The 25,634-nt window shown below is 43.2% G+C and carries 19 protein-coding genes and 1 pseudogene; 6 read left to right on the top strand and 14 right to left on the bottom strand.

All coding sequences use genetic code 11. The features are described 5' to 3' along the window. Positions 1–69: 69 nt before the first annotated feature. From nagP to L5M37_RS08765, 8 genes are all read right to left on the bottom strand, one after another. Positions 70–1,368, bottom strand: a complete 1,299-nt coding sequence (gene nagP / locus L5M37_RS08800) for an N-acetylglucosamine MFS transporter NagP (protein WP_263200303.1) — start codon at positions 1,366–1,368, stop codon at positions 70–72. Between the two features lie 323 nt (positions 1,369–1,691). Further along, the gene (nagX, locus tag L5M37_RS08795) at positions 1,692–2,846 is read right to left on the bottom strand and encodes a transmembrane glucosamine N-acetyltransferase NagX (protein ID WP_263200163.1); all 1,155 of its coding nucleotides are present in this window, start codon (positions 2,844–2,846) and stop codon (positions 1,692–1,694) included. A gap of 469 nt (positions 2,847–3,315) precedes the next feature. Next, positions 3,316–4,485 carry an N-acetylglucosamine-6-phosphate deacetylase gene (gene nagA / locus L5M37_RS08790; RefSeq protein ID WP_263200161.1) on the bottom strand — a complete coding sequence of 390 codons (1,170 nt, stop codon included), beginning with the start codon at positions 4,483–4,485 and terminating at the stop codon, positions 3,316–3,318. A 133-nt stretch (positions 4,486–4,618) separates the two neighbouring features. Then, entirely contained in the window at positions 4,619–5,617 is a 999-nt protein-coding gene (nagB-II, locus tag L5M37_RS08785; RefSeq protein ID WP_263200159.1) for a glucosamine-6-phosphate deaminase NagB-II, read from the bottom strand. A gap of 17 nt (positions 5,618–5,634) precedes the next feature. After that, positions 5,635–6,570 carry an N-acetylglucosamine kinase gene (gene nagK / locus L5M37_RS08780; protein ID WP_263200157.1) on the bottom strand — a complete coding sequence of 312 codons (936 nt, stop codon included), beginning with the start codon at positions 6,568–6,570 and terminating at the stop codon, positions 5,635–5,637. A 223-nt stretch (positions 6,571–6,793) separates the two neighbouring features. Then, positions 6,794–9,592, bottom strand: a complete 2,799-nt coding sequence (locus tag L5M37_RS08775) for a family 20 glycosylhydrolase (RefSeq protein WP_263200155.1) — start codon at positions 9,590–9,592, stop codon at positions 6,794–6,796. A 28-nt stretch (positions 9,593–9,620) separates the two neighbouring features. Next, complete coding sequence (locus L5M37_RS08770; protein WP_113941300.1) at positions 9,621–11,108, bottom strand: methyl-accepting chemotaxis protein; 1,488 nt, start codon at positions 11,106–11,108, stop codon at positions 9,621–9,623. Further along, a complete protein-coding gene (locus L5M37_RS08765) occupies positions 11,108–12,124 on the bottom strand; it encodes a substrate-binding periplasmic protein (RefSeq protein ID WP_113941301.1) in 1,017 nt (338 codons plus the stop codon). The genes L5M37_RS08770 and L5M37_RS08765 overlap by 1 nt, the downstream gene beginning before the upstream one ends. A gap of 496 nt (positions 12,125–12,620) precedes the next feature. Here L5M37_RS08765 and L5M37_RS08760 point away from each other — a divergent pair, with 496 nt between their 5' ends. Together L5M37_RS08760 and L5M37_RS08755 are read left to right on the top strand one after the other, a co-directional pair. Further along, a complete protein-coding gene (locus L5M37_RS08760; RefSeq protein WP_263200153.1) occupies positions 12,621–13,538 on the top strand; it encodes a sulfite exporter TauE/SafE family protein in 918 nt (305 codons plus the stop codon). 14 nt (positions 13,539–13,552) lie between these two features. Beyond that, entirely contained in the window at positions 13,553–15,079 is a 1,527-nt protein-coding gene (locus L5M37_RS08755; protein WP_263200152.1) for a tryptophan halogenase family protein, read from the top strand. 53 nt (positions 15,080–15,132) lie between these two features. Here the strand turns inward: L5M37_RS08755 and L5M37_RS08750 are convergent, their stop codons facing one another. From L5M37_RS08750 to L5M37_RS08740, 3 genes are all read right to left on the bottom strand, one after another. Then, complete coding sequence (locus tag L5M37_RS08750; protein WP_263200150.1) at positions 15,133–16,674, bottom strand: tryptophan halogenase family protein; 1,542 nt, start codon at positions 16,672–16,674, stop codon at positions 15,133–15,135. A 20-nt stretch (positions 16,675–16,694) separates the two neighbouring features. Continuing rightward, positions 16,695–17,399: a SapC family protein gene (locus L5M37_RS08745; RefSeq protein WP_113941305.1), complete on the bottom strand. Its 705-nt coding sequence runs from the start codon at positions 17,397–17,399 to the stop codon at positions 16,695–16,697. A 95-nt stretch (positions 17,400–17,494) separates the two neighbouring features. After that, the gene (locus L5M37_RS08740; RefSeq protein WP_113941306.1) at positions 17,495–20,173 is read right to left on the bottom strand and encodes a TonB-dependent receptor; all 2,679 of its coding nucleotides are present in this window, start codon (positions 20,171–20,173) and stop codon (positions 17,495–17,497) included. 388 nt (positions 20,174–20,561) lie between these two features. On the opposite strand from L5M37_RS08740, the gene L5M37_RS08735 reads away from it, so the two are divergent. Further along, entirely contained in the window at positions 20,562–21,575 is a 1,014-nt protein-coding gene (locus tag L5M37_RS08735) for a LacI family DNA-binding transcriptional regulator (protein WP_263200147.1), read from the top strand. A 52-nt stretch (positions 21,576–21,627) separates the two neighbouring features. On the opposite strand, the gene L5M37_RS08730 is transcribed toward L5M37_RS08735, so the two are convergent. Together L5M37_RS08730 and glnB are read right to left on the bottom strand one after the other, a co-directional pair. Beyond that, the gene (locus L5M37_RS08730) at positions 21,628–22,917 is read right to left on the bottom strand and encodes an NAD(P)/FAD-dependent oxidoreductase (protein WP_028760910.1); all 1,290 of its coding nucleotides are present in this window, start codon (positions 22,915–22,917) and stop codon (positions 21,628–21,630) included. A gap of 196 nt (positions 22,918–23,113) precedes the next feature. After that, positions 23,114–23,452, bottom strand: a complete 339-nt coding sequence (glnB, locus tag L5M37_RS08725) for a nitrogen regulatory protein P-II (RefSeq protein WP_028760911.1) — start codon at positions 23,450–23,452, stop codon at positions 23,114–23,116. Positions 23,453–23,693: 241 nt separating this feature from the next. Here glnB and L5M37_RS08720 point away from each other — a divergent pair, with 241 nt between their 5' ends. Then, positions 23,694–24,206 carry a GspH/FimT family pseudopilin gene (locus L5M37_RS08720; protein WP_263179861.1) on the top strand — a complete coding sequence of 171 codons (513 nt, stop codon included), beginning with the start codon at positions 23,694–23,696 and terminating at the stop codon, positions 24,204–24,206. A 117-nt stretch (positions 24,207–24,323) separates the two neighbouring features. Continuing rightward, the gene (locus tag L5M37_RS08715) at positions 24,324–24,818 is read left to right on the top strand and encodes a GspH/FimT family pseudopilin (RefSeq protein WP_263179860.1); all 495 of its coding nucleotides are present in this window, start codon (positions 24,324–24,326) and stop codon (positions 24,816–24,818) included. Positions 24,819–24,910: 92 nt separating this feature from the next. On the opposite strand, the gene L5M37_RS08710 is transcribed toward L5M37_RS08715, so the two are convergent. After that, entirely contained in the window at positions 24,911–25,216 is a 306-nt protein-coding gene (locus L5M37_RS08710) for a TapY2 family type IVa secretion system protein (protein WP_263200145.1), read from the bottom strand. Between the two features lie 279 nt (positions 25,217–25,495). Here L5M37_RS08710 and L5M37_RS08705 point away from each other — a divergent pair. Continuing rightward, positions 25,496–25,634 (top strand): annotated as a pseudogene (locus L5M37_RS08705) (IS4 family transposase); the annotation flags it as partial.

Genomic DNA, 25,634 nt, shown 5'->3' with positions numbered 1-25,634 from the left:
TCGCCTTAGCTTGGTCCAACTAATACACAAAAAAGCCCTCATCATCGAGGGCTTCTCAAACAGACTTGACTACCAACTACGCATTTTATGGCCTTTCACCGCGTAGAAAAGGATGAACAAGTAGCATGGCAACATCACAATATAACCGCCCTGCATTCCCATATCTGTCGCCGAACTCATTAACCCCCAAGACACTGGACCAAAGGCGCCACCTGCAATCCCCATGATGAGAAGCGCAGAACCTGTACTGGTCAATTTACCCATACCAGATAAAGCTAGCGGCCACACCGCAGGCCAAACAATCGCATTAGCTAAACCAAGAAAAGCAATCATCAACAAAGTATCGGGCAGCGCCACACCGCCAAAAGGCACTAACAAAACATTAGCAATAGCGTAGGAATTATTGTCGCCAAACAAAATACCGCATGTCAGTAACAAACCCAGAATAGCCGACACCATCAAAGCCTTAGGTTGTGAAATAAAACGAGGAATTAACAGGATACCTAAAGAATAACCCAACACCATACACACCATAGTATAGGAAGTCATAACACCGTATGACTCTATGCCTAAAGACAAAGCAAATGTACCAATGGTATCGCCAGCAATAACCTCTACAGCAACATAAACAAACAGCGCTAACACGCCAAAGGCTAAGTTAGGGTGAGATAATGCCGCTTTAAGTTGCCCTTTATCAGTATTTTCAGCAGATTCATCTTCATTCAACAACTCTGGCAAAGGTGATTTTTTTACCGCGAGCGCTAAGATACCGATAAAAATAGCCATGCCTAAATAGGGAAATACTAAACCGTCAGCCATTTCTTCAATTTGCACTTGAGTTAGCTCAGTACCAATACGGTCTTTAAAGCTGTCTAAAATCAACGCCGAAAACACCAAAGGCGCAATCACACCCGCACCTTTATTCAAAATACCCATCACACTGACACGGGCGGCCGCAGATTCTTCAGGCCCCAAACGCACCACATAAGGGTTAACCGCAGTTTGTAATAGGGTTTGGCCTGCGCCCATCACTAATTGGGCGAAAAGGAATAAGGCAAATATTTGTGTTTCCGCAGCAGGGATAAACAGTAAGCCCGCCAACATCATCACGCCCATGCCTATCGCCATACCATTCTTATAGCCGACTTTGCGAATAAGCCAAGCGGATGGCAAGGCAGTAAAGGTCACTGCAATGTAAAAAGAAAACAGGATCAACGACGCTTGAAAGGGATTGAGTTGCAATATTTGTTTCAAATAAGGCATCAAAGAACCATTCAACCAAGTGGCGAATCCGAGGATGAAAAAGAGAGCGGCCACTATGGCCATGGGGAGAAAGCTGCTTTTCTGCTGGCTTTTATCGAGTGTCATTTCCATAAACCTGCTTCTTATAGTAATTAATTATTTAGGTGATAACGGGGTTTAAATTAATGCCTAAGTTCCCGAATATCCGTATCGCGACTCGTCCGCAATGGCTAATGTTATCATCCAAACGCACCATTGTTTCAGTGATGTTAAAACAAATAACACAAAAAGACAACGCTGTCATTTAATAAATTCTCGCGAATATTCCCTCGTAATCGTTAATTAGCCGACAGCTAAGTTGTAAGTAAGTAATGACTCACATTCAGAAAATAATGTAAAAAAAGCCGCAGACACTGAGTGCGTGCGGCTCAAGCTATTAAGCAAACAGACTAAATTCTGACAAAAATATTGCGGCGATACATCCAATATAACACCAGCCACTGCACCGCAAGCAAGCTGATAACCGCAGCTAACGCTTGAGCATTTTCAGGCAAGGCCATCACTAAGCCGCCAAACACGCTTTGGGCGATATATTTCCAATCCACTAAACTCGAGGCTAGGTAAATAATGATGGCGTTGGTGCCTATCACCACAAAGAAAAATGCGGCTTTTTGCCACTTAAGCACATCGACTAAGGCATAGAATACCGCCAGCAGGATCATGCTCCAGCCCGACGTCACCAGCACAAATGAACTGGTCCATAGCTCTTTATTGACCGGAATAATAAGATCCAACAGCCAACCTAAGGCTAAGCAAGCACCACCCGCTACGGCGAGTAATCCCACTTTGACCCACTCACCTTTAGGATGGGATTTAATAATAAAGTGGCCGACAAACACACCCGCTAACGCATTGACTATGGCGGGGATGGTCGACAGTAAACCTTCAGGATCGGGCGTGCGCCCCTGATAGCTTATGCCGGGTAGTAAAACTGAATCGACATAGGCATTGATGGATTGCGTTGGCGAGAGGACGCCCGCCTGTCCACCGGGGAAAGGCAACCAAAGTTGCATTGCGCCATAACCGAGTAAAATGCCCAAGGCGACAATAACTTGCGTTCGTAGACTCGTATGCCACACCAGTAATGCGGCAAAGAACCATGCAAAGGCGATTCGACCTAACACACTGGCATAGCGAATTTTTTCAGGATCGGCAGGTACACCTGTTCCCCAACCGTGATTGTATAAAATGCCCAGTAGCAGCAATAAAAAGAGTCGTTTAATCCCATGCCGATACACAGGTAATCGATCCTTCATCGGTAATTTATCTAAACGTTTGGGAGATAAACCTAAGGCCACACCAGAGAGGAAAATAAACAGCGGAAAAATCAAATCGTAGAAGTGAAAACCATGCCATTGGCTATGGTGCATTTGTTCATCACCCCATTGCCAACCTGCCCAGCCCGTTAAAATAAGCAAGCCCCCAAACAGGGCCTCACCGCCCAAAATCCAAAACATATCGAAGCCGCGCAGTGCATCCAGAGACATCAACCTAGGTTTATTCACCTTTACTGGCACAATCGCGTTTGTCTGTGTAGTCCCCATGCCATCATCCTTTATTATTGTTATTAAAAGTTTTTATAAAAGTTGAGCAAAACTAATACTGTATAAAATTAGTGTTGTACAATAAAAAAACTTAGCCCCTGTCATCAAAATACGACAAGGGCTATACCCAAGCTACCTGAAGATACGAGTTTCAGAGCGCCTAGGGTGCTTCAATTCAAGGCGCATCAATGAAAGAATGTCGGCCACCTTTTGAATTGATGCAAAACGGAAGTGGAGCGCCCTAGGCACTCCGTCCCGGCGGGTTTTAACGCACTTTATACTGCGTTGGTTATTTTTAACTTAGTCCACTAGGTCTGCAAATAACCGCAATCGCCATGGATGGCGTGAATGCCATTTATGCAGGAGCAATAAATGGCATTGCCTAAAGTGCGTTAAATTCCCGCTGAATCCTGCATTTTCAGGTAGTTTGGGTATAGATGTTAAAAATCACCTAAACTGCGAAAGCGATTTAAGGGTGTGCCCCTATTGCCTGGCCCGCATAAATCGGCCCTGAATAGACTGCCCGTCCCGCAATGTAGTTTGCCTGCACTTTGTTCTGCGCATCGAGCAAAACAAAATCAGCCCTATGTCCCAGTGCTAAACGGCCAGCTTTATGCTCAATTCCGAGGAACTGTGCGGGATATAACGCCGCCATTCTCAAGGCTTCCGCCAAAGGTAAACCTAACAAGTTCACCGTATTATTGACCGCAGTCGCCATATCGAGCACACAACCCGCCAGCTCACCTGTCACGGCATTTAATCTGTCGCCGACTCTCAGCACTCGAGTACCAAAAAGCTCAAAGCTAGTCTCATCGTCCATACCGACAGGCGGCATAGCATCGGTGACTAACATCATTTTGCCCCTCGGTTTTGCCCGTAGTGCGACCTTTGCCGCAGCGGGATGCACATGGTGACCATCGACAATCAAACCACACCAAGCGGTTTCACTCTCAATCGCCGCGCCAACCATGCCAGGCTCACGGGAACCCAGAGGAGACATCGCATTATAAAGATGGGTAAAGCCCGTCGCGCCTGCCGCTAATGCCGCAACCACAGTATCGTAGTCGGCATTAGAATGACCCAAACACACCTTAACGCCCGAGGCGACAAGCGTGCGGATCACCTCTGGTGACACATTCTCAGGCGCAAGCGTGACCACTTTAATCCCCAGATCTTGACGACAAAATACGGCGAGTTCAGCCTCTGTGATTTCGCGAATAAAGCCCTGCGGATGTACACCTTTTTTAGGCACAGATAAATGTGGCCCTTCAAAATGCACCCCTAAAACACCAGCGCTACCTTTGACTAAAGCCTCGGCCACTGCATCGGCCGCATTTGCCATCACGCTGACATCATCGGTGATAAGCGTGGGTAAAAATCCCGTCGTACCAAAACGCGCATGGGCACGGCCGATAGTCTCAATGCAATCAACACTCGGATCGGCATTGAATAACGCCCCGCCGCCGCCGTTCACTTGCACATCGATAAAACCAGGCACCAGCGTTCCAGCTTGGCGGATTTCCTTCGCGCCAACAACCGTATCAAACGCCAGAATGTGCCCGTCTTCAACAGTCACAGGAACATCTTGATGGAAATATTCACCATCAAAAATACGCTCGGCGATCAAGGTGATTTTCATCGCAAACCTCTTTCAATAAATAACGTGGTTAGCTTAAGGCTAAAATTAGGTTAACCGCGTGGGTTTAGCTGCAGATGCTTAATCGTGCAGCCTACCTAGACCTCTTAGACTTTGCCACTTAAAGCTAGGCAGCTTAAAGCGTTTGGGTCACTTTTTTAAGGCCAGCCGGTTGATCGGGATCGATACCGCGGGCAATCGCAACCACTGCCACATCGATATAGAATCGTTGTAATAACGCTAACGGAGCAACACGAGGGTGAATGTCGGTCGAGGTTTGATTCAGATGCACTAAATCGGCGCCGCGTTGGCTCACGTTTTCAATTTGTTCAATATGGCTAGCGTAGGATTCATCGCCAATGCACACATCAACAATAGTGAGTTTTTTCTCAACTAAGGTCACAGGACCGTGGAGGAACTCGGCGCTACTGAATGCTTCAGCATGAATTGAACACACTTCTTTTAGCTTAAGCGCGATTTCCTTAGATACCGCATAACCTAAACCACGGCCGAGTACGACTAAGTTCTTCACGTCAGCAACGGATTCTGGCGTGAGTTGTGGCTCAGCATCCACCGCCGTTTGCAGCGCTTGGGGTAAAGACGCTACGGCGCTAGCGAGCGATTCGCTTTGAGTCCAAGCGGCGGCGAGTTGTAAAATCGCCGACAAGGTCGCGAGGTAACTCTTAGTCGCAGCAACGGCTTTTTCTTCACCTGCACGTAAAGGCACAACGACATCGACGATATCTTTAATCGGTGCACTTTCATCATTCACTAAGGCAACACAGAAAGCACCAGCATTTTTTGCCATACGCGCCTGCGCTAAAATGTCAGGGCTACGGCCAGATTGTGAAATCACAATCACTAACGCGCCTTCGAGTTTCAAGGTTTTACCATACACACTCGCCACTGAAGGTGCGGCGGCGAAGGTCGGTACACCCGCTTCAATTTCAAATAAGTATTTAGCGAACACTCCCGCATGATCCGATGAGCCGCGACCTACTATCATCACAAAACGAGGGGCGAAGGCGCGCAGTTTCTCACCTAACTGCTGCATGATGTCAGCGTTAGCTTCTAATTGACCCGCAATTTTTTGCGGTGCAGTGCGCGCTTCTTGTTCCATAATAGTGTTTGTCATGTCTTTTACCTTCACGTTCAAATACAGGATTTGGCTTCAGTGCCTATGTGCACTGACAACGACTTATTAAATTCTTGCTGGGCGAAATACATAGCACCGAGTTCGGGTGGTGCTAAGGTTTCTGAAATCTTAGCGACCACATCGGCACCGAGCCAAGCTTGTAAAGGCTCAGCAAGACCACCGATCATAGAAAAACGCACCGGATTTAAGCTAAATAACTTACGCGCCATTTCGCTAATATAATCAGCACCTTCTTGCACTATGGCAGTCGCGACTGCGTCACCTTCATTGGCACAATCGAGTACGCTTCTGGCTAATGCGGCGTAGCAACTTGATGATTTACCCGCTAGATTTTCGACAATGCCTAGCGCATCGGTGACACCAAACTCATTCAACAGCATATCGGTTAATCGAGTTGGTACGGCAAAGCCATCGAGTGCTAACAGCACGTGTTCCGCAGCTTTTAATCCAAGCCAAGCACCGCTGCCCTTATCGCCCAATGCAAAACCATAACCACCAATACTCAAGCTGGTATCACCAACATGGGCATAACCGCAAGAGCCAGTACCCGTGATGATCACCGCGCCATCGGCACCGCGGTGGGCACCAATACAAGCCGTATGCAAATCGGTAGTGACATACATGGCTGCAAAAGGATGCTGCCAGTTGATAACATCTTGATATAACCTAGGGACATTTACGCCAGCAAGACCAAGACCCGCCACCAGCAAGTGACTATCGCTCTCGTTCATGCCCGCATCCAGCAACGCTAGGCGAGTCGATGCTTCAATGGATTCAAATGTTTGTGTGAGACCATGCAGTGGATTTGCGCGTCCAGCAACACCTGTCCCTAAAACGGTACCGTCTGCGCAGTAAATGGTGGCGCGACATTTACTGCCGCCGCCATCTACACCTATAAACAGTTGTTGATCTTTTGTCTGGACTAACCCCATGACACCCCTCTTCACCTATCAATGCAGCGCTACCGTTGCTTATTATTTGCCGTTAATACAGCGCTCAACTTTAGTTAACTCAATGTTACAGCAAGAATGACAGCGTTGTCATTTACTTTTTTAAGTGATTTATGATCTAAAATCAAATTTAGGTAATCACTGACACAGAAAAACGAAAAGGCTGTATTTTATCTTTAAAATACAGCCAGATATAAAAATCGATTTAGTTAACGATTAAACTTCGGCCTTTACGAATACCATCGGCAGCTATGGCGCGGATCTCAATCGGTGCAGTGACCGCCTGTCCCGCTTGATAAGCTTGCCATTGGCCATTTAGGCTTCGGTATTCCAGTTTGAGCCCGGGATAGGCGATATTAGCAAACAGCTTACCGTCACGGATCTCGGCGCCGACCGTCGGTACGCGATAATCAATCCCCGCTTTATCTAGCTTGATAAACTCTTTGTGGCCCAAGGTATTCGCAAGTTGTTGCCACTCCTTTGCCTGTGCATCACGCATGGCTAAGGTAAAAGCCCCCGAGCTTTGGTTATACACAGCGCCTTGATACTGATAAGGCACTTCCCACGCGGCTTGATGCCAAGCACGCTCGGCCAGCATCAACAAACGCGGAAACACCATGTATTCAATCGTATCGTCACTGCGAATCGACTCACTCCAAATCTGCCCTTGCAAGCCAGTAAAAGGTTTGCCTTTCTCCCTTGGACCCGAGACTTTTTTACCCGCCTCATCAAGTTTTACTCTGTCATCCGCTTCGAATGGCTGATTTTCAATATCGGTCCATTGCTCGGCGTTAGCGGCTAAATTATCAGGCATAAAGCTAAAGACTTTATGGCTGTTGGTCGCACGACTCGCCCAGTAATAACCATGCTCCTTAGGGTCGGCCTCATAGGGGAAATCAAAGTACAGCACCTCAGGATTAGAGAGCACGGTTTCCCAACCAAGATTCGCCTGCTGATTGGCGCGCGAATGACCTTTATGGGCAATCACGTCCCAAATATTAGACTGCACTTTAGCGGGCATATTCTCAGGGCGAACATGGCTCATGCCATCGCTCCATCCTGCTGCTTCAATGCCTTTGGCCGCTAACATAGTCGAAATTCGTTCAATAAAATAAGCACCTAAGTCATCTATCGACTTAACGCCTTTATCGTTATTGGCGACAAATGCTAAACATTGGGGTGATTGTTTCCAAGCTCCCGCCGTTTCATCGGCACCAATGTGGTAACGCGTCAATGGTTGACCCGCGGCTTGGTGTAACTTGGCTATTTCATCAATCACTTTATCGACAAACTGATAGGTCGATTCCATGCACACGTTAAGCGTATTGTCGTCGTAATATTGCACTGAAGAATAAACCGTTTTGTCGTTTGCATCGGATAACAAATATTGCTCAGCTGCAGTGGTTTGCCCTTCAGCTTGCAATTGACGATCGCCCGCATCTAACGCTTTTATCGCTGTGCTGGCTTGATTTGCCGTTTCCTGCACAGGGACAACCTGCACTTTGCCCGTGTTTTGAAGCTCTACGTCTTCAGCCTGTAATCGACGAAAACGCGCATCCATCGCTTTAATCGCAGCGCGGCTATGACCCGGCATATCCATTGATGGGATCACTTGAATTTGACGCGCCTCAGCATATTTCACTATGTCGATATAATCTTGTTTAGTGTAATAGCCATTGACACTAGTATCGCCAAACGGTCCACTGCCTAACTGCGGTAATAAGCAGGAATTTTCATCTAAATCATGGCAACGTTTACTGCCAATGTCGGTTAATTCAGGCAGACCATCGATTTCTAAACGCCAACCTTCATCGTCAGCCATGTGTAAATGCAGTTTATTGAGCTTATAAGCCGCCATTTGGTCGAGCAAATCCAGCAACAATTGTTTGCTGTGGAAATTACGTGCCACATCAATATGCATACCACGGAACGGATAACGTGGGCTGTCTTCAATGGTCATGGCATTCACTTTCAGCGAATTCACATCCACAAGGCTTGCTAATGATGACAAACCGTAAGAGAAGCCCGCCGAATCATTGGCAGCGATCACAATTTCAGTTGGCTGAATATCTAAGCGATAACTGCCCTTATCCCCTTTTTGGCTGGCAAATTTCACCGTAATGCCACTCGCAGATTCAGCCACACCCAGGCGAGCTAAACGTACCACCGCCGCCGCAACTTGACTCTTTTGCTCTGGGTTATCTTGCTGATATTCGAGCTTAATACCACCAGCAAGGGATACTGGTGTATCGGTTGAATAGATCTTCACCTTTTGTGGCGTTGGGATGATGGTATCCACAGCCAAGGCAGCATCTTCACTCACGCTTTGATTAGCTTTAAATAATTGCGCGGCATCGGCTGGCGCGAGTTTATCCGTTTCAGTGCGTTGATATTGGGTTTTAAAATTCGTAAACCCTTCAACATACGGACGCGTCTCTAAACCCGTTTCGGCATCTTTACCCACTTGAGTGCTGGCGATAATGACGGGTTCTAATCCTTTTGCTGCGAGGTAATAGTTTGGCATAGCGTCGGTTTCAGCCAATTGCCACGGCTCACCACGGAATGTCAGTTGCTTTTTCTCGCCCTTAATAAATCCCTTAAAAGCGGCCGTTGGCGTAATACGATGTAAATCGCCTTTAACGTGCGTTATCGTCAATTCACCGCTTTCAACCGATTGCACTGGGCGCATTTGGCTTAAATAAATTTCCCAATCTTGGCTGGCTAAATCCATACCGGGCACGAAATCAATTTGAGCGACAAAACAGCGACCATCGGCTTTATCTTTTAGGCACTTATCGTCTGGCACATTGGTCACAACACGGTAAGTTACGACTAACGAATCCCCGAGTTGTTGTAACTGCGCTTGAGTTAATGCGTCCTGAGCTTGCTGTGTTTGAGCCACAGCCTTATCGGCTGACGCTGCGGAAGGCGTCACAGGCGCCTCGGAACAGGCCGTTAATCCTAAAGCCAGTAAAATGGCGCTTGCTGAGAGTGTTTTTTTCATGATTATCCTTATCTAGCTCCAGAAATGGCTACAATCTGAAGGAAGTTACTAACGTCCGCAGTCTTTCCCCTTGGTGAAACAGTCGCTCGCTCGAGTGCGCTAAGTGCTCGCTATCGAGTGAGGCTGAACCTGAGACATTGGCAAGATCATTTAACGTACGAGAAATCGCTTCGGTGACGCAGGTTTGCTCCTGTGCCGCATGGGAAACTTCGATGTTCATATTACTGATATTTGAGACTAAATCAGTCACTTTAGTAAGCACTAACTTAATTTCTTCTGAGCGGTTAACGCCCTGAGTTGAGAGGGCTTGGCTCGCTTTCATCACAGTGACAGTTTCAGCCACTCGGCTCTGGACCTGCTGGATCATTTTCTGGATCTCACCAGTTGCCTGTTGGGTTCGGCTCGCCAGCGTACGCACTTCGTCGGCAACCACAGCAAAACCGCGCCCTTGTTCACCCGCCCTTGCCGCTTCAATGGCAGCATTAAGCGCCAGTAAGTTGGTTTGTTCGGCAATACTGTTGATGACTACAACGACTTCATCAATCTTTTGCGTTTCTTGCTGTAACTGTGAGACGGACAATGCCGAGCGGGCTAATTCAGATGCCAGTTTACGAGTAATGTCTAATCCCGAATCGAACTGCCGCTGGCTGTCATCGACCGCTTTATCGGCCTGACTCGCCGCATCCGCGGTGCGTTTCGCATTAATGGCGACTTCATTGGCACTGGCGCTCAGCTGAGTTACAGCCGTCACTGCCGCCTCGGTTTCTTTTAATTGGGTTTGCACACGATCATTGTTGGTTTGCGACAGAGACCCCAGCGCTTTGGCATCGCCCAGTAATTGCCCTGAGGTTTCGTGCACTCTGGAAATCGTGCCGTGAATTTGCTCAACAAAACCATTAAATGCCTTGGCAAGCTGACCAATCTCATCCTGACTCTCGACGGGTAATCTGTGGCATAAATCACCGTCACCGCTGGCAATTTCTTCCATAGCACGGACCACATTCCCAAGTGGATTAATCACTAAACGTTTAAGAATAATGAAGATAACAATTAAACTGCCACCGAGAATTAACAACGCCTGCAAGAAATAACCTAAGAGTAAATCTGACAACTGAGCGCGAATAGGTAACATAGAAAACTGAATGACCAATTGGCCCGTTGGGTTACCTTGCTCAGCAAATTGAATTTCACGTTTCACTAGATACTCATCGGCCACTGTTTGAGCCTGTTGACTCTCGGCTAATACTTTACCGCGATGGTCACTCACGATAATATGATAAATTTGCGCAGATTTAAGCATCACAGATAGCACTGCACGGATCTGCTCATAGTCGTAGGTGAAGATGGGCTGCGCCATGGTCACTTGTAAATTGGCGACGGTATTTTCTTCAAACTCAGTTTCACTGGCAGCCAATTTATCGCTCGCCAACCAGTAAGATGCACCGAACAGAACGCTAACAATCATAAAAATTGCTGCCGCTAATCCAATCTGTACTTTTAAGGCTAATGTTTTCATTATTTTGCACCTTGCATACTAAAAAGATCTAACCATAATTCTGTGCGTTCTATTGGTGTTAATGGACTTAAATCAGGTGTATCAAGACGGATAATCACCCGTTGTTCAAACTTAGCCTCACGATACAGTTGCTCAATTTTAAGCTCGCGATTAAACATCTCATCAAAAGAGCCGTCGCTTACCATACTTTCAAGCCCGGCTAAAATGGCCGCAGCAAGTTCGGGGCGCTTAGGGGAAACAAAGAAATAAGCTGGCGAACGATATTGCAGCAGGATATGGCTATCGACCTTAAGTGCGGGATCGGGGTGATTTGCGAGTTCTTCGCCAATTTCCTGGGCGCCGAGGGCAAGATAATCGAAACGCCCGCCTTCTAACATGGGGTATAAATTGGTGTACTGATAGCTAGTGACGACGGGTAATCCATTGGCTTCTAAAATCGTTGCATCGGGCCAATAACGATTTTGCCCCGCCTTTAACTGCCTAAAATCCGCCATGGTTTTCACATTAGCAAATCGTGCCTCATCCGATTTACGGATAATCAGCAGCCGATTACCGAGTAACCCTTTAAACAATGGAATGCGCACGGGAAGCACAGTTTCTTCCAATTCCTTTGAGGTCATGCTCCAAAACACGTCGACTGTCCCAGCGAGTGCTTCTTCGACCTTGCGCTTTTGATTCATTTGAGTCGACATTTCTTGCGCTTGATAACCCGAATCCGAGCGCCGCAGTGCTTCATCAAGTAACTTTAGCAACCATTCCTGCTGTATCGCGGTGGTGATTTTTTTTGAAACCTGTGCAGACGATTTAGACACATCAGAATTTGAAGCTAAATTGTTTATAGCGGTGTCGGTAGCAAATACAGCAAAAGAGGAAAATGCCGAAAAAAACGCTAAGGCCATTATAAACAGGGGGGTGCCAACCGTTCTTCTTGTCATGATGAGTGCGGTGATATGGGCAATGACACTCGTCATGCCAATTGCAATGACACGCATCACAGCCGTTAAATGAATCGCCATAAATTGCAGCCTCTTTTATTATCTGGTTTATACCAGTGAGTTTTATTTATCTATGCCGCTAACGTTCAAGTGCTGAGGTAGGCAGTTGAGTAATACCGTAAAAACATCCTAAAAAAATGGCTGGGCACTGCTTACAGTACCCAGCCCACGCTAGTTTCTGGGGAGAGACTATCAAAATATCAAAGACAAACGTATCGCCGCCCGACAGCAATACTCCTGCCAAACACATGATAAGGAGACCTCATCCTCTCATGCAGACCTTACAAACAACGCGTCACACAAGCAGATGACAGCGTTGTCATTATTAAAGTACACAAGAAAGAACAGGATTTCTACATTTTTTTGACAATTGTTGTTATTTTTTTATGAAAAAACATAATTAATGCTATTTTTTCATATACTTAAAATGTTTAATTTATTTATTCAAGCTTATGTGACAACGCTGTCTTTCATTGATAACATAGCGATAACATGACAAAGATCACGGTAGCTATTGATGAATCCCATTAACACACTTGTGCCCAATAATACCCAGCCTGCTCCGCGCTTAAATCGGTATTACCTAAACCTCAGTTTGGTATTACTACTCTGTGGAGCTTGGTTATTTTGGGCTAACCATTTTCATTCGCTATTTGATCTTATCCAAGAATATGGACGCTTCGTTTTTCTAGGAATCACAGGAGCGATATTTGCAAACTCGACGGGAGCTGGCGGTGGAGTAATCTTTATTCCGGTATTTTCGAGCCTCAACTTTAGTGAGTCTCAAAGTGTCTCGACTTCATTTATGATTCAATGCTTTGGCATGACAGCAGGCGCGATTTCATGGTCACTGCATTATAAAAAGCACCACCGAGAAGATGATGCATGGTCTGGTTTTGTAAAAGCATCATTACTTGCAGCCTTCTTTTCTGTCTTAGGTTTCTGGAGTAGCCAATTACTACAACTCAATTCGCCCTCTTCGCTACACACCAGCTTTAGCATTTTCTCGATAGTGCTTGGTATCGCCATCATTATCAGTAGCAAAAGTAGCACACAAATCACTCGCTCTATAATGCCGGTCGATTTTCTTTGGCTCGCTCTCATAGGCTATTTCGGCGGTATTATCACAGCTTGGTTATCGGTAGGCGTCGGTGAATTAGTCGTCATTTATCTCATGATAAGGGGACTATGCGCCAAAATGGCGGTCGCCACTGGCGTTGTTGTTTCTGCAATTACAGTTTGGTCAGCAAGCCCTATCCATATTTTTTCAACAAATAGCCATGCCCTCTTTGAGCTAGTGTTATTCGCAGGTCCTGGCGCCATTATCGGAGGATTACTTGCTCGTAAATTAGCGCTATTTCTCCCAGTAAAAGTATTAAAACTCTTTTTCTCCATTTGGATCATTTTGACGGGTAGCGTCATGTTGGCGAGTTAATAGGAAACATTAAGATGAATAATTCTCCGCTAAAAAGTATCACGATTGTCGGTGGCGGTAGCACAGGCTGGATGACGGCTCTCTACTTGAGTAAGTTATATAACCATTCGTCTAATATCATTGATATTAGACTTATCGAAAGTAAAGAAATTGGTATTATTGGCGTTGGTGAAGCTACCGTTCATAGTCTACGATTCTTCTTTGCAGCTATGGGATTAGATGAAAATGAACTACTTAGAGAAACAAACGCAACATTAAAGACTGGCATATTATTTCGTAACTGGATGAAACCAGTCGATGGTAAAATGCATGAATATTTCCATCCATTTGAGCAACAAAAACCATCTGGGAAAATTGATAATGCAAGTGCTTGGATTTTAAATAATCAGATTAATGAATCAAACAGCACTCCCTTTGCTGAAGCAACAAGTCTTTCATTTAGCTTAATGCAAAATAACTTAAGTCCTAAAACGCAATACTTGAATCAATATCAAGGCATTGTCCCCTATGGTTACCACTTAGACGCGACACTTATGGCGGCCTTTTTAAAGCGCAAAGCCACCCAAGCAGGGGTAGATCATGTTGAAGCAAATGTAACGGACGTTCTGGTTAATGATGGCAACATCATAGAGGTTGTAACTGATCAAGGCTCATTCAAGAGTGACATATTTATCGACTGTACAGGCTTTAAAGGGCTTTTAATTCAAAGCCTAAAGAATGATAACTGGCAATCATTCGAAACCGAATTACCTTGCAATAAAGCCGTTGCAATGCAGCGGGAATATCTGCCTCACCAGCTACCAAGAGCCTATACGACAGCAACAGCGCTTAGTCATGGTTGGGCTTGGGAAATTGACCTAACGAATCGTCAAGGAACGGGTTATGTCTACGATGGACATAGTCTAACGAGGGAGCAAGCTGAGGCTGAATTAAAAGCTTATCTTGGCGATGAACAAGAGATCATAAGAACTGTTCACTTAGATATGAAGATAGGTTGTAGACGTGAATTTTGGGTTGGAAATTGTATTGCAATGGGGCTCGCAGGTGGATTTATTGAACCCTTAGAATCGACAGGCTTGCATCTTATAAACTTAGGAGCAAGATTGCTAGCGACGCATTTAACTTCATCTAATCCCTCCCAAGCGATAAGGACGTCATATAATATCGCAATGAACGGATTGTATACCGATCTTAGACAATTTATCGTACTTCATTACTGTTTAACTGATAGAGATGATAATGAATTCTGGCAAAAAGCAGCACAAAGCTCAGTATTCATCCCTGCTCTAGAACAAAAAATGACACTATGGAAAGACAAAGTTTGTGAGTATGTCGATCTTGCTAATGGATATAGTTCAGTTTTTACAGATGAGAATTATCGCTACGTACTTTATGGTATGCAGCATATTCCTGAAATCCATATACCTTGTCCAAAAAATGAAATATCAAGAATACTCGACAACTTAAAAACACAACAGTTTAGAGCAAAAGAGCAATCTTTATCACATCAAGAATTCTTAGCGAAAATTAAAAATATTTAAAATCATAAAGAGCAAGATTAAAAATCTTGCTCTACTTACCATTTAATCAACCATTAATTAAGTTGGATGCCATACAACTTAATACGTTCAATTAACTCTCTATGGGGTAATAATTGCGATTTGAGTAATGTAACCTGCTTGCCTAATTTCTCGGTCATTACCGTGAAAAGCCTTTCCTCTTCATCATTTAATTTCCTCTCTAATTTTGACTCAAAGTCTGAGCCATAGAGTACATATAAATAATTTTCTAAATTGAAAAATTCTAGCGTAGAAGTAAAGTCATAGGCAGTCGGTATGTGATAGCGCCACAATTCTAAATGTTCTTTTAATGTGTCTGGAATACTTATTTCATTTTTATTATCAACCCAAAATGGCGTATCCATTCGTTTAGCTATGACATAATGAAGTTTGATAAAATCAATCACCCGATTCCAAGCATTCGATACGCGCTGATTATAACGATTAGCCACAAGTGGCATAACGTCAGTATTAGCAGGAAAACATTCGGCTAACATTCTGGCTGTCGCATCAAACATAAGCAGACCAGTCGCTTCTAGAGGTTCAACAAAACCACTCGACAAACCAATCGCCACACAGTTACCTTGCCACGATTTCTCTCTATACCCCACCTTCATCGGTATGTGTCGAAACGAGACGTGTTCTGTTGCTTTACCAAGATATTCCCGCAATACACTCTCAGCTTGCTCTATTGATGAATATTGACTGGAATACACATAACCAACACCACGACGTTCAGACAAACCGATATCCCATATCCAGCCAGCCTCTTGTGCTGTTGATTTAGTGAAACAAGGGATAGGCGTATATTTATCTTCATAAGGAAGCTGCACAACTAATGCTGAGTCGACAAACAAAATGTCACTCTTATCAACGAAGGGAACGTTACATGCGCTGCCAATGAGTTGAGCACTAAATCCAGTACAATCAACATACAAGTCCGCAGTCAATATACCAGCGTTATCAGTATGTAACTCTAAGATATTTCCCTGAGCGTCTATTTTTGTATCAATAACTTCTGCAAGCAGATGTTTAACGCCTAACTGTTCAACACCAAATTTGGTCAACATCTTGGTAAACTTTGCTGCATCGAGATGATACGCGTAATGCATAGCCCCTCGATATTGAGGCTGTGTCATCGCTTTAGGACCAAATCCCGCATCAATCAAATGACCTTGAACTGACACAAGATCAGCGTAGCGGCCTCTATCTGAAAGAGATTTATTGAGCCAAGTTGAAGTGAAATCTTTAAAGTAGGGATAATCAAATAAATGGTGATAGTACTCCCCTGAATTGGGTTTATTCCAATCAATGAATTTAACACTCTGCTTAAATGTTACATCACAGCAACGAATAAACTCATCTTCTCGAATACCAAAATACTTTAATGTTTCGCGTAACATAGGCACTGTCCCTTCACCAACGCCTATAGTAGGAATGTTCGGGGACTCAAGTAACATAACTTGTATTTTAGGTGTTCTAGCATTCAACTTTTTAGCTAAATGACAGGCAGAAATCCAACCTGCAGTTCCGCCACCAACAATGACGACACTCTTTATATTTTTTATTGAAGTCATGACCTATGCCTGCTGATTACTTAAACGCTCAACTCGATTTCTTCTTTCGCTAGGCGATTAATTTGATGTAATGAGTTCAAATGGCTGTAAATTGGCGCTAAAAGGCCTCGTTGCTTGATATCTAAGAACTCATCTGAGCTGAGTTGATTTAACTTAGCTTCATCGATGAAATAGATACCATTTATGCCGCGTTTTTCGCCTTTGATGTCAACGGTAAGACTTTGGGGAGAAAATAATTCTTTTTGAGCAAAAAATGCAATAATTGCCTTACTCATTTGCTCTTGTTCGAAGTTTTTTATAATACTGTCTTTACGCAATCTTAAAAACGCAGTTTCCTCTCCTCCTTCAAACAATGCATTTCCCTTATCAGTGCTCACATGAGCGCTTTCTTCTCGTATCCCCACCCATACTTTATCCTGCTGTTCAGCACTCAACATTAAACCAAACGGATAGTTTTTAAGTATATTTGGAATATACAGCCCTAACCATTTGCCATCTTTTTGCTTCAAATTCTGTCCAGGTTTTAATCCAAGCATAATTACGGACTGATATTCTCCTGTTTCACTATTTTTAACAAAAACAACAGGAGCATCTACAGCAGCAAAGGCAAACTCATAAATTGAAATGGGTAGTAAGTGTTGCGCAGCAACATGTTCATAAGTGGTAGGAGTCACTTTCAGGTGCGCATGTTTTGCTGAGTCAAGTGGGGTGATTGAATTAGTCATATGAGCTCCTTGAGGGCTTCTTCTGATTGAATATTATTGAGATATGAAAAAGGGAGCAAGCTCCCTTTTTCATTTATACCTGAGTTAAACCGAGATTAGAATCGTACGCTAGCGCCTAATGTAATTCGGCGGGCCATGTTGTATTCAAATACAGGGAAGCCATCCGTAAAACCACTTAGATTAGATTGGAACTGATTGTTACCAAACTGACGTGAACCTTCTTCTAACAGGTTATTACCATCAAGTTTAATATCCATATAATCAGTAACATGCCAAATTGCACTCAAATCCAAACTACCAAATGCATCGTGTAAACGATTACCGTATGAACCAGTTTCACGGATCATATATTCACTACGCCAGTTATATGCTAAACGAACTTGGAAAAAATCGTTTTCAAAATAACCAGTTAAGTTATATGAGTGCTTTGAACTATCGCTTAAGAACGGGTTGCGATCTGTATATGTATTTGGGCTAGTTTCACTATCAGTATAAGTGTAGTTAACAATTGAGCCGAAGCCGTTCCCAAAGTCTTGTTGATATTGCAGCTCTAAACCTTGGATTGTCGCAGATTCGCCATTGGCTTTCTCTTGCACAGTCCAACCACCAGCAACTTCATCAGGTTTTAACGTGCCAGTAAATGGGATATCGGCGCTATCTGCATGGTACTCACTAAAGGTTACGAAGTTTTTAACATCCTTCATAAATAAAGCCGCAGAAAGTAATGACTCTTCATTGAAATACCATTCAATGCCTAAGTCTATTTGATTAGCAATAAATGGTTTTAACCCGATATTGCCAACAACCCATTTTTGGTTATTAGGCACATCATCATTTGCACCTAAAACGTTAGGGTTAACATACATGTCATCATACTGTGGACGAGCCATAACTCGAGCCGCTGATGCGCGCAATATGAGATCTGGTGCTAAGTCGAATGCTACGTTTAAGCTTGGTAACCATTCCCCATAATTAGCTGAAGCATCGGTTTTCTTACCATCAACATAGTACGTTGAGGTCGCTTCAGTACCCGCATAACGCACACCAAAGTTACCGCGTACACCTTCTGATGCAAAGTTAGCCATCACATAAGCAGCATAGTTATCTTCATCAATTTCACGGTATGAACCAAAATCTTCAGTCTCACCGATGATGCTCGATTTAGCCCAATCTTTTAGTGCATCTGGATCAAAACGAATAATATCGTATTCACTTGTTCCTACAGCAAAAGTACCAGTATTTAAGCCTGCTGTTGATATGACGGGATTAAAGTCATCGGCTTGTACAAAGTCAAAACGGCGACTCGTTGTATTATGCTTCGCATATTTCAGACCCGTTTTAATGGCATTAACCACACCTAGATCTACATCAAACTTAATATCTGCTTGAATATAAGTTTCATCATCTGTTTTTGGTGTTTTATTAAAGTTACTGCCAGTACCCATTGCAAGCGAACCTGGATCATAAGTGGCTGTATCAAAACCATTTAAATCCCAAGTTTGATGACCATTGGTAAAGTCATAAGTCGCACCATTTAATGCTGTACCACCCAGACCATCTTCAACAACCATTTCAAAATCGGTACCACCAGTAGAACTTGTATCACCGATTTGAGTCGTAAACTGGTATCCATCACCGCTATATTCCATCTTCAAGTCGAAAACTTGAGACTTCATTGTCGCTTCACGAGGGCGAGCTTGCCAATATGCTAAGTTAACAGGGCCTGCAACTTGAGAACCTGACTGTGATGCATCTGGCTTATCACCACCACATAAACCGCAGCCACCAATCCATTCCGTGTTATCCCAAGCACCAGAACCTGGAGCTCCTGACCATGAAGTGTCAGCTTGCGTAAACCATAATGCGTAGTTGGTGTTGTCCGCGGCCATTTGCATGTCCATCGCGTTAAACACAAAGTTTAATGAATCAGACGGGGCATACTGGAATGTTGCAGCAATAGCTGAACGTTCGCGCTCTTGTTCAAATGCGACAGGGCCAGCACCCCATTCCCAAAAAGCTTCATCACCTTGACGCTGCAAGCTACGATTTTGCATAACACCAGAAACTAATACACCAAAAGTTTCATCATCATTCTTCCAGCTACCTAAGCCTGAAAATTGTGGATCTGTTTCACCCGAATCGCTTTGATATTGAGCTTCAGCAGAAGCAAAGAAAGTCATTGAATCCATATCCAATGGCTTACGGGTATTAACTACAACAGTACCACCCACACCACCTTCAGCTAAGTCCGCTTGAGATGATTTATAGACTTCTAAGTTACCAACTAATTCAGATGGTAATAATTCATAGTTAAATGAACGTTTTGCAGGCTCAAGAACAAACCAACCTGTTGAAGCTACGTTTTGTCCATTCAGAGTTGTCAAAGTCAGATCTTGACCCGCACCACGAATTGAAACACCCGCGCCTTCACCAAATTGACGCTGGATCGTGACACCAGGAATACGTTGCAGAGATTCTGCAACGTTTTTATCCGGAAATTTGCCAATGTCTTCAGCAGTAATCGCATCCACAGTACTGTCTGAGAAGCGTTTAGCATTTAAGTTAGCTTGCTGGGAAGCGCGAATACCGCGAACTTCAATTTTTTCAATATTTTCAGGTGCTGCGGTGGTTGCCACGGCGTCTGCAGCAACAGCGCTGATTGATACAGCACTACCAAGTAGGATAGCAATATTTGTAGCTAGTACGGTTTTCTTAAAGGTTGATGGTCGCATCTCGTTTCCCTTCCATAACTTTATTATCGTTTTAGTATTCATAACCATTCCTCGAGGAATGACAACGCTGTCATGTCTAGTGCAAACATTACACAATAATTAACAGCCTTGCCACAACAAAATAACGATGGAAGCAAAAAAATGTCATAAAGCAGAATTTTGAATCAGTAGTTTTATTAAAAACCATTATAAAACATGAGCTTTAATATTATGACGTAAATTTACAACTCCCAGCATAATTGTAACAATGATAAATTAACGCCAATTTGTAACAATTCAGGATTGCTAAGCACATCAAAAGCTCGCACTATAAGATGTATAAGTCAGAAAAAACTGATAAAAAATGTAAGCTTGTAAATTGCTGGTAAAGAATTTACGTTCATAGAACAGTTAAACCCCTCGCGACCTTAGACAAAGAGTTTTTACATCAATGAAAGTCACTATCAACGACGTAGCTAAATATGCTGGAGTGTCTATCAAGACAGTATCCCGTGTAACCAATAACGAACCTTCAGTGAAGCAGGCCACCGTTGACAAAGTGAACGAGGCGATAAAAGCACTTAACTACCAACCTAATTTAGCGGCAAGAAATCTAGCAGGAACTAAATCCTATGCTATTGGTTTTATTTACGATAACCCAAACGCTTACTATATTATTGATATGCAAAATGGGATCTTGTCAGCCTGTAAAGACAAGGGCTATGAACTTGTCATCCACCCTTGCAATGCCAAATCAGAGACCATATGTGATGAGCTTACAGCACTAGTCAAATATTCTAGGCTCGCAGGATTAGTACTAACACCTCCCTTGTCAGAAGATCCTAAAGTACTCAAAGCACTCACTGAAATTGATGCTAACTATGTGCGCATTATTGCGGGAGAAAAAGACAACGATCAGAATGGATTGACTATTTTAGTCAACGATAAATTCGGTGCAGTTCAAATCACCCAGCATCTGATTGATTTAGGCCACAAGCATATCGCTTTTTTAAGCGGAGATTTACACCATGAATCCACCAAAGAGCGATTACTTGGTTTTAAACAGGCATTAACAATAAATAACCTAAAGCTGAATGAAAACTACATAATTGAAGGGAAGTACTCATTTGAGTCCGGTGTTGATGGCGCTAACAAGCTCATCAAACTAAAAAATCGCCCGACGGCGATTGTTGCTTGTAACGATGAAATTGCCGCTGGTGCACTTTTTGCGGCTCGTTTAGCGGGTTTAGACATACCCGTTGATTTATCAATTGTCGGTTTCGAAGATAGCCCATTCTCACGTCAAACCTGGCCTAAACTTACCACAGTACATCAGCCAAACGCAGAAATAGCTCAGGTTGCTACTGAATTATTAATAGCAAAACGTCGCGAGCAAGATGCCATATATTCTAGAACCTTTACTCCTGAACCTGTCATTCGTGACTCGTCGGCAATTCCTAAATAATAATAAAAGAGAGCATATATGCTCTCTTTCTATCTCCTAAATCACATAGAAATCAATGTAATTTGAGCTTCGGACGCTGCCACTTCAATAACTTTTGTGCTACTCGATACACAATTGCCGAAAACCAACCATAAAGGCTGGCTAAATGCCTCTGATACAAAGAGATATACATCAATCTTGCTATATGGCCTTCAACAAAGAAAGTGCCAGAACGTAGGTTCCCCATTAAATTGCCTACCGCAGAGAAGCGGCTTAAAGACACTAATGAGCCGTAATCTTTATAAATAAAGGCCTTTTCAGGCTTACCTTGTAATCGATTAACGATATTATCAAACAAGGTATCAGCCATCTGAGCTGCTGCTTGCGCCCTTGGTGGAACAGGCTGGCCAGAACTTTGGATCAATAGAGCGCAATCACCAAGGGCGTAGATATCTTGATGACCTTTCACTCGCATACAATCATCAACTTCTACCTGATTTCGCGGAGTAATGGGCAGTTTTGCAAAATGCTGAAATGCTTTTGGCCCTTTGACACCGGCAGCCCATACTTTTAAGCCTGCTTTAATCACATCGCCATCTTGGGTAATGAAACCATCACGAGTCACTTCTTTAACTTGAACACCGATATGTAAACGTATACCAATCTGATCAAGAACAGCTTGAGCCCTAGCGCTTACACGCTCTGGTAATTGAGGAAGGATTTTGGGTGACGCTTCAATCAAATGCACATCAAGATGATGTTTCGCGATATTCAGATAACCGTACTCTTTAACAGACTCAATTACATGATGAAGCTCTGCTGCCAATTCAACACCTGTCGCACCCGCACCGACAATACCAATGCTGACTCTCTCTTGCGTTTCGTTTAATTGGAGTAAAGCGTCGAGTAATTTATGATGAAATAAATTGGCATTTTCAAGGCTGTCTAAGAAAATACAATGCTCATCAGCACCTAATGTATTGAAACTATTAGAAACCCCACCCAATGCAAGCACTAAAAAATCATAATCGATTTGTCGCTGCTCTAAGAGCAACTCGCCTTCATCATTATAGACTGCGGCTAACTGAATCGATTTAGCATCAGGCTCACACTGCTCTATCTCACCACGAATATAGCGATAACCGTTTTTAAGTCCATGATCACGATAGAGTAAACCTTCAATAGATTGATCTATCACACCAACAGCGACTTCGTGTAATTTAGGCTTCCATATATGAATAGGACTTTTATCAATTAAGCACACATCGACGACATCACTACCGCCCCATTTACGGCCCAACTTCGATGCAAGCGCTAAACCAGCAGCACCACCACCCACGATCACTATTCTTTTTGTAGCCAAAATGACAACCTCATAAAACTCATTTGCGAGGCTAAGTTATACCATGTTACAGATAAGAGATAACTACATTAGTTGAGTAAAACAGGCGATTTTCCATTAAAGATATTTCAGAAACCCAGCAGTACTATTTAGTTTTTCCATATGCTTAGGCAACAAAAAAGGGCCACTAGGCCCTTTAGAATCGTTCGTAAGCAGTTTATACCGCTTCTTCGTTTTCTTCACCCGTTCGAATACGGATAACACGTTCAACATCAGTGACAAAAATTTTACCATCACCAATTTTGCCTGTACGGGCCGTTTCAACAATCACATCAATTGCTTGGTCGAGCAGATCGTCTTGGATCACTAACTCTATTTTTACTTTGGGCAGAAAATCCACCATATATTCGGCACCACGATACAACTCTGTATGCCCTTTCTGACGACCAAAACCCTTAACCTCCAGTACCGTCATCCCAGTGATACCAATTTCTGCAAGTGATTCGCGCACATCATCTAACTTAAATGGCTTAATAATGGCTTCAACTTTTTTCATTAAAAATTCCTCATCCCTTGCAATAACATAAACAAACAGAATAACACTAGCTTACACGGGGTTACGTCAATATTGAAGTGAATGTAGTGCTTTACTCATAAAACACAGTTTCTATAAAATCGCTTTTAGCACATAAAAGTCTAAAAAAAGTACTATGAATATTGCCTCAGATTTTATACTTACATTCTAATCAGCACTAACTCGCTCGCGGGATGCAAGCGTAAAATAACAAGGATCTGTTATGAACTCACATCGAAAAGGCTTTAGCCTGATAGAAGTTATCACTACGATATCGATTTCAACAATCTTGTTAACAGTTGGAGCTCCTTCCTTGACCGAGCTCAGCGATCAGATAAGAGCTGATACCAATATTAAAACTATCCAGCAGACACTTCAATTTGCGCGAAATACAGCTGTTAGTTATGGTTATAGGGTCACAGTATGCCCACTCGTAAATGGGAAATGCACTCAAGATTGGCAAAAGGGATTAACAGTTTTCATTGATACAGGTGTAGTCGAAAGCTTCGATGCTAACGATAAAATTATTCGGGTCATTGATGAATTCGATTCGAAAGATTTTTTAACATACAATAAAAGTTCGATAAAATTTCAACCTGATGGATTAGCTTCTGGAAGTAATGGTACTTTCAAGTATTGCCCACGAACAATTGATAGCAAAAACTCCCGTGCAATCGTTGTTAATCAAGCGGGTAGAGTTCGCCTTTCTACCGCCAAAAATATCAATTGCAATTAAATTTAATTATATAAAAGCATAAAAATCAATTTATTGGGTATATTGAAAATATAGAATAGATACTGACCATTAGAGTCTCCTCGCATATACTTAGCTAAGTTTAACGAGGATAGCTACATGTTAATTATTTCAAGAGGATTTACCTTAGTCGAGCTGATGGTCACAATTGCCGTAGCAGCAATCTTACTAGCCATAGGGGTTCCATCACTTACGTCGCTATACGAAGGAACACGCAGTGCTAATGAAATACGAAAAATTAGTGATGTGTTTGCTTTTGCAAGAAACCAAGCTGTCAACTATGGCGCTACAGTAACAGTCTGCCCATACGCGGCATCACCATGCGGCACAGACTGGAATAAGGGGTTCAGTGTATATATTGACAATGGAGGTGCCAAGAATGTATTGAAAGTGATCGATAGTTTCAATACACACGATGTAATTTCTCTATCAGGGCCCGCCGATAAAAAAATTGATTTTACACCCGATGGTTTAGTCTCAGTTGAAACATCAATTATCTATTGTTCAAATGGGCAAAGTGACAATTCTAAAAGCATCAACATTAGCACTTCAGGTTTAATAAAAGAGGGCGCAGATGGGAAAAACTGCACATAAACTGTGGGAGACTAAATCTACCGTTCACTACCCTAAAATAATATTATCCTTAAATCGTTCGTTGTTAACATTTAAAAAATACATGCTGATGTTTATCTAGGTGTTAACTTATCCAACACTTGTGCCTTAGTATTAGTAAATTCCGCGTTTAATGCGACACACTCCTCAACACTATAGATGTAATATTTCGATCCATCATTTGATTGGCGAGTAGTACCAACAAGGCTAGCCATTCTCACATTCATTTCACTACTCTTCCAACGATAAAAGGAAATCTCAGCACTTTTCTTCGAAGTAATATAGCATTTAAAGTCCTGTTCGCTGACAGTAACGCCAGAGTCCGCCCAAACTAAGCTAGGCAATAAGACAACTGTGATAATGAGGTTCATTAATTTCATTTCCAACACTCCTTAGGCGTCTGTTCACCAGCTGCAGATACGCTAATTGTTTTACATGATCCATCTCTCTCTTGACTACTTCCCGTTACCACAGTCGCAGTGATATTTCCCGATGAATCAGACGAGACAGAGTAGTACCCGTGCTCGGTAATGAAAGGACTACTAGCAAAGCCCTGAAGAATCCCCTGATGATTTACAAATAAATCATCAAATTAGGGTGGAAGCGCATCTTGTTGCATGATCAAATGGTTTCGCTAAAAACTACACTTGGACAACAAGATGCGCGAAGCCAATATCCTACAACATTCTTTACACCAATACTGCCCAGAACTTCACCTAAAACGATTAAACAGCTTGATGCTGGCCTCTAAGGCACTGATTGAATGTAAGACACTGACCTTGACTGAGTTAGGTCGAA

It is taken from the genome of Shewanella sp. SM69 (assembly GCF_025653985.1).
Taxonomy (GTDB): Bacteria; Pseudomonadota; Gammaproteobacteria; order Enterobacterales; family Shewanellaceae; genus Shewanella; species Shewanella oncorhynchi.
Note: the sequence above shows the minus strand (reverse complement) of the source record. Positions and strands in the feature narration are given on the sequence as shown.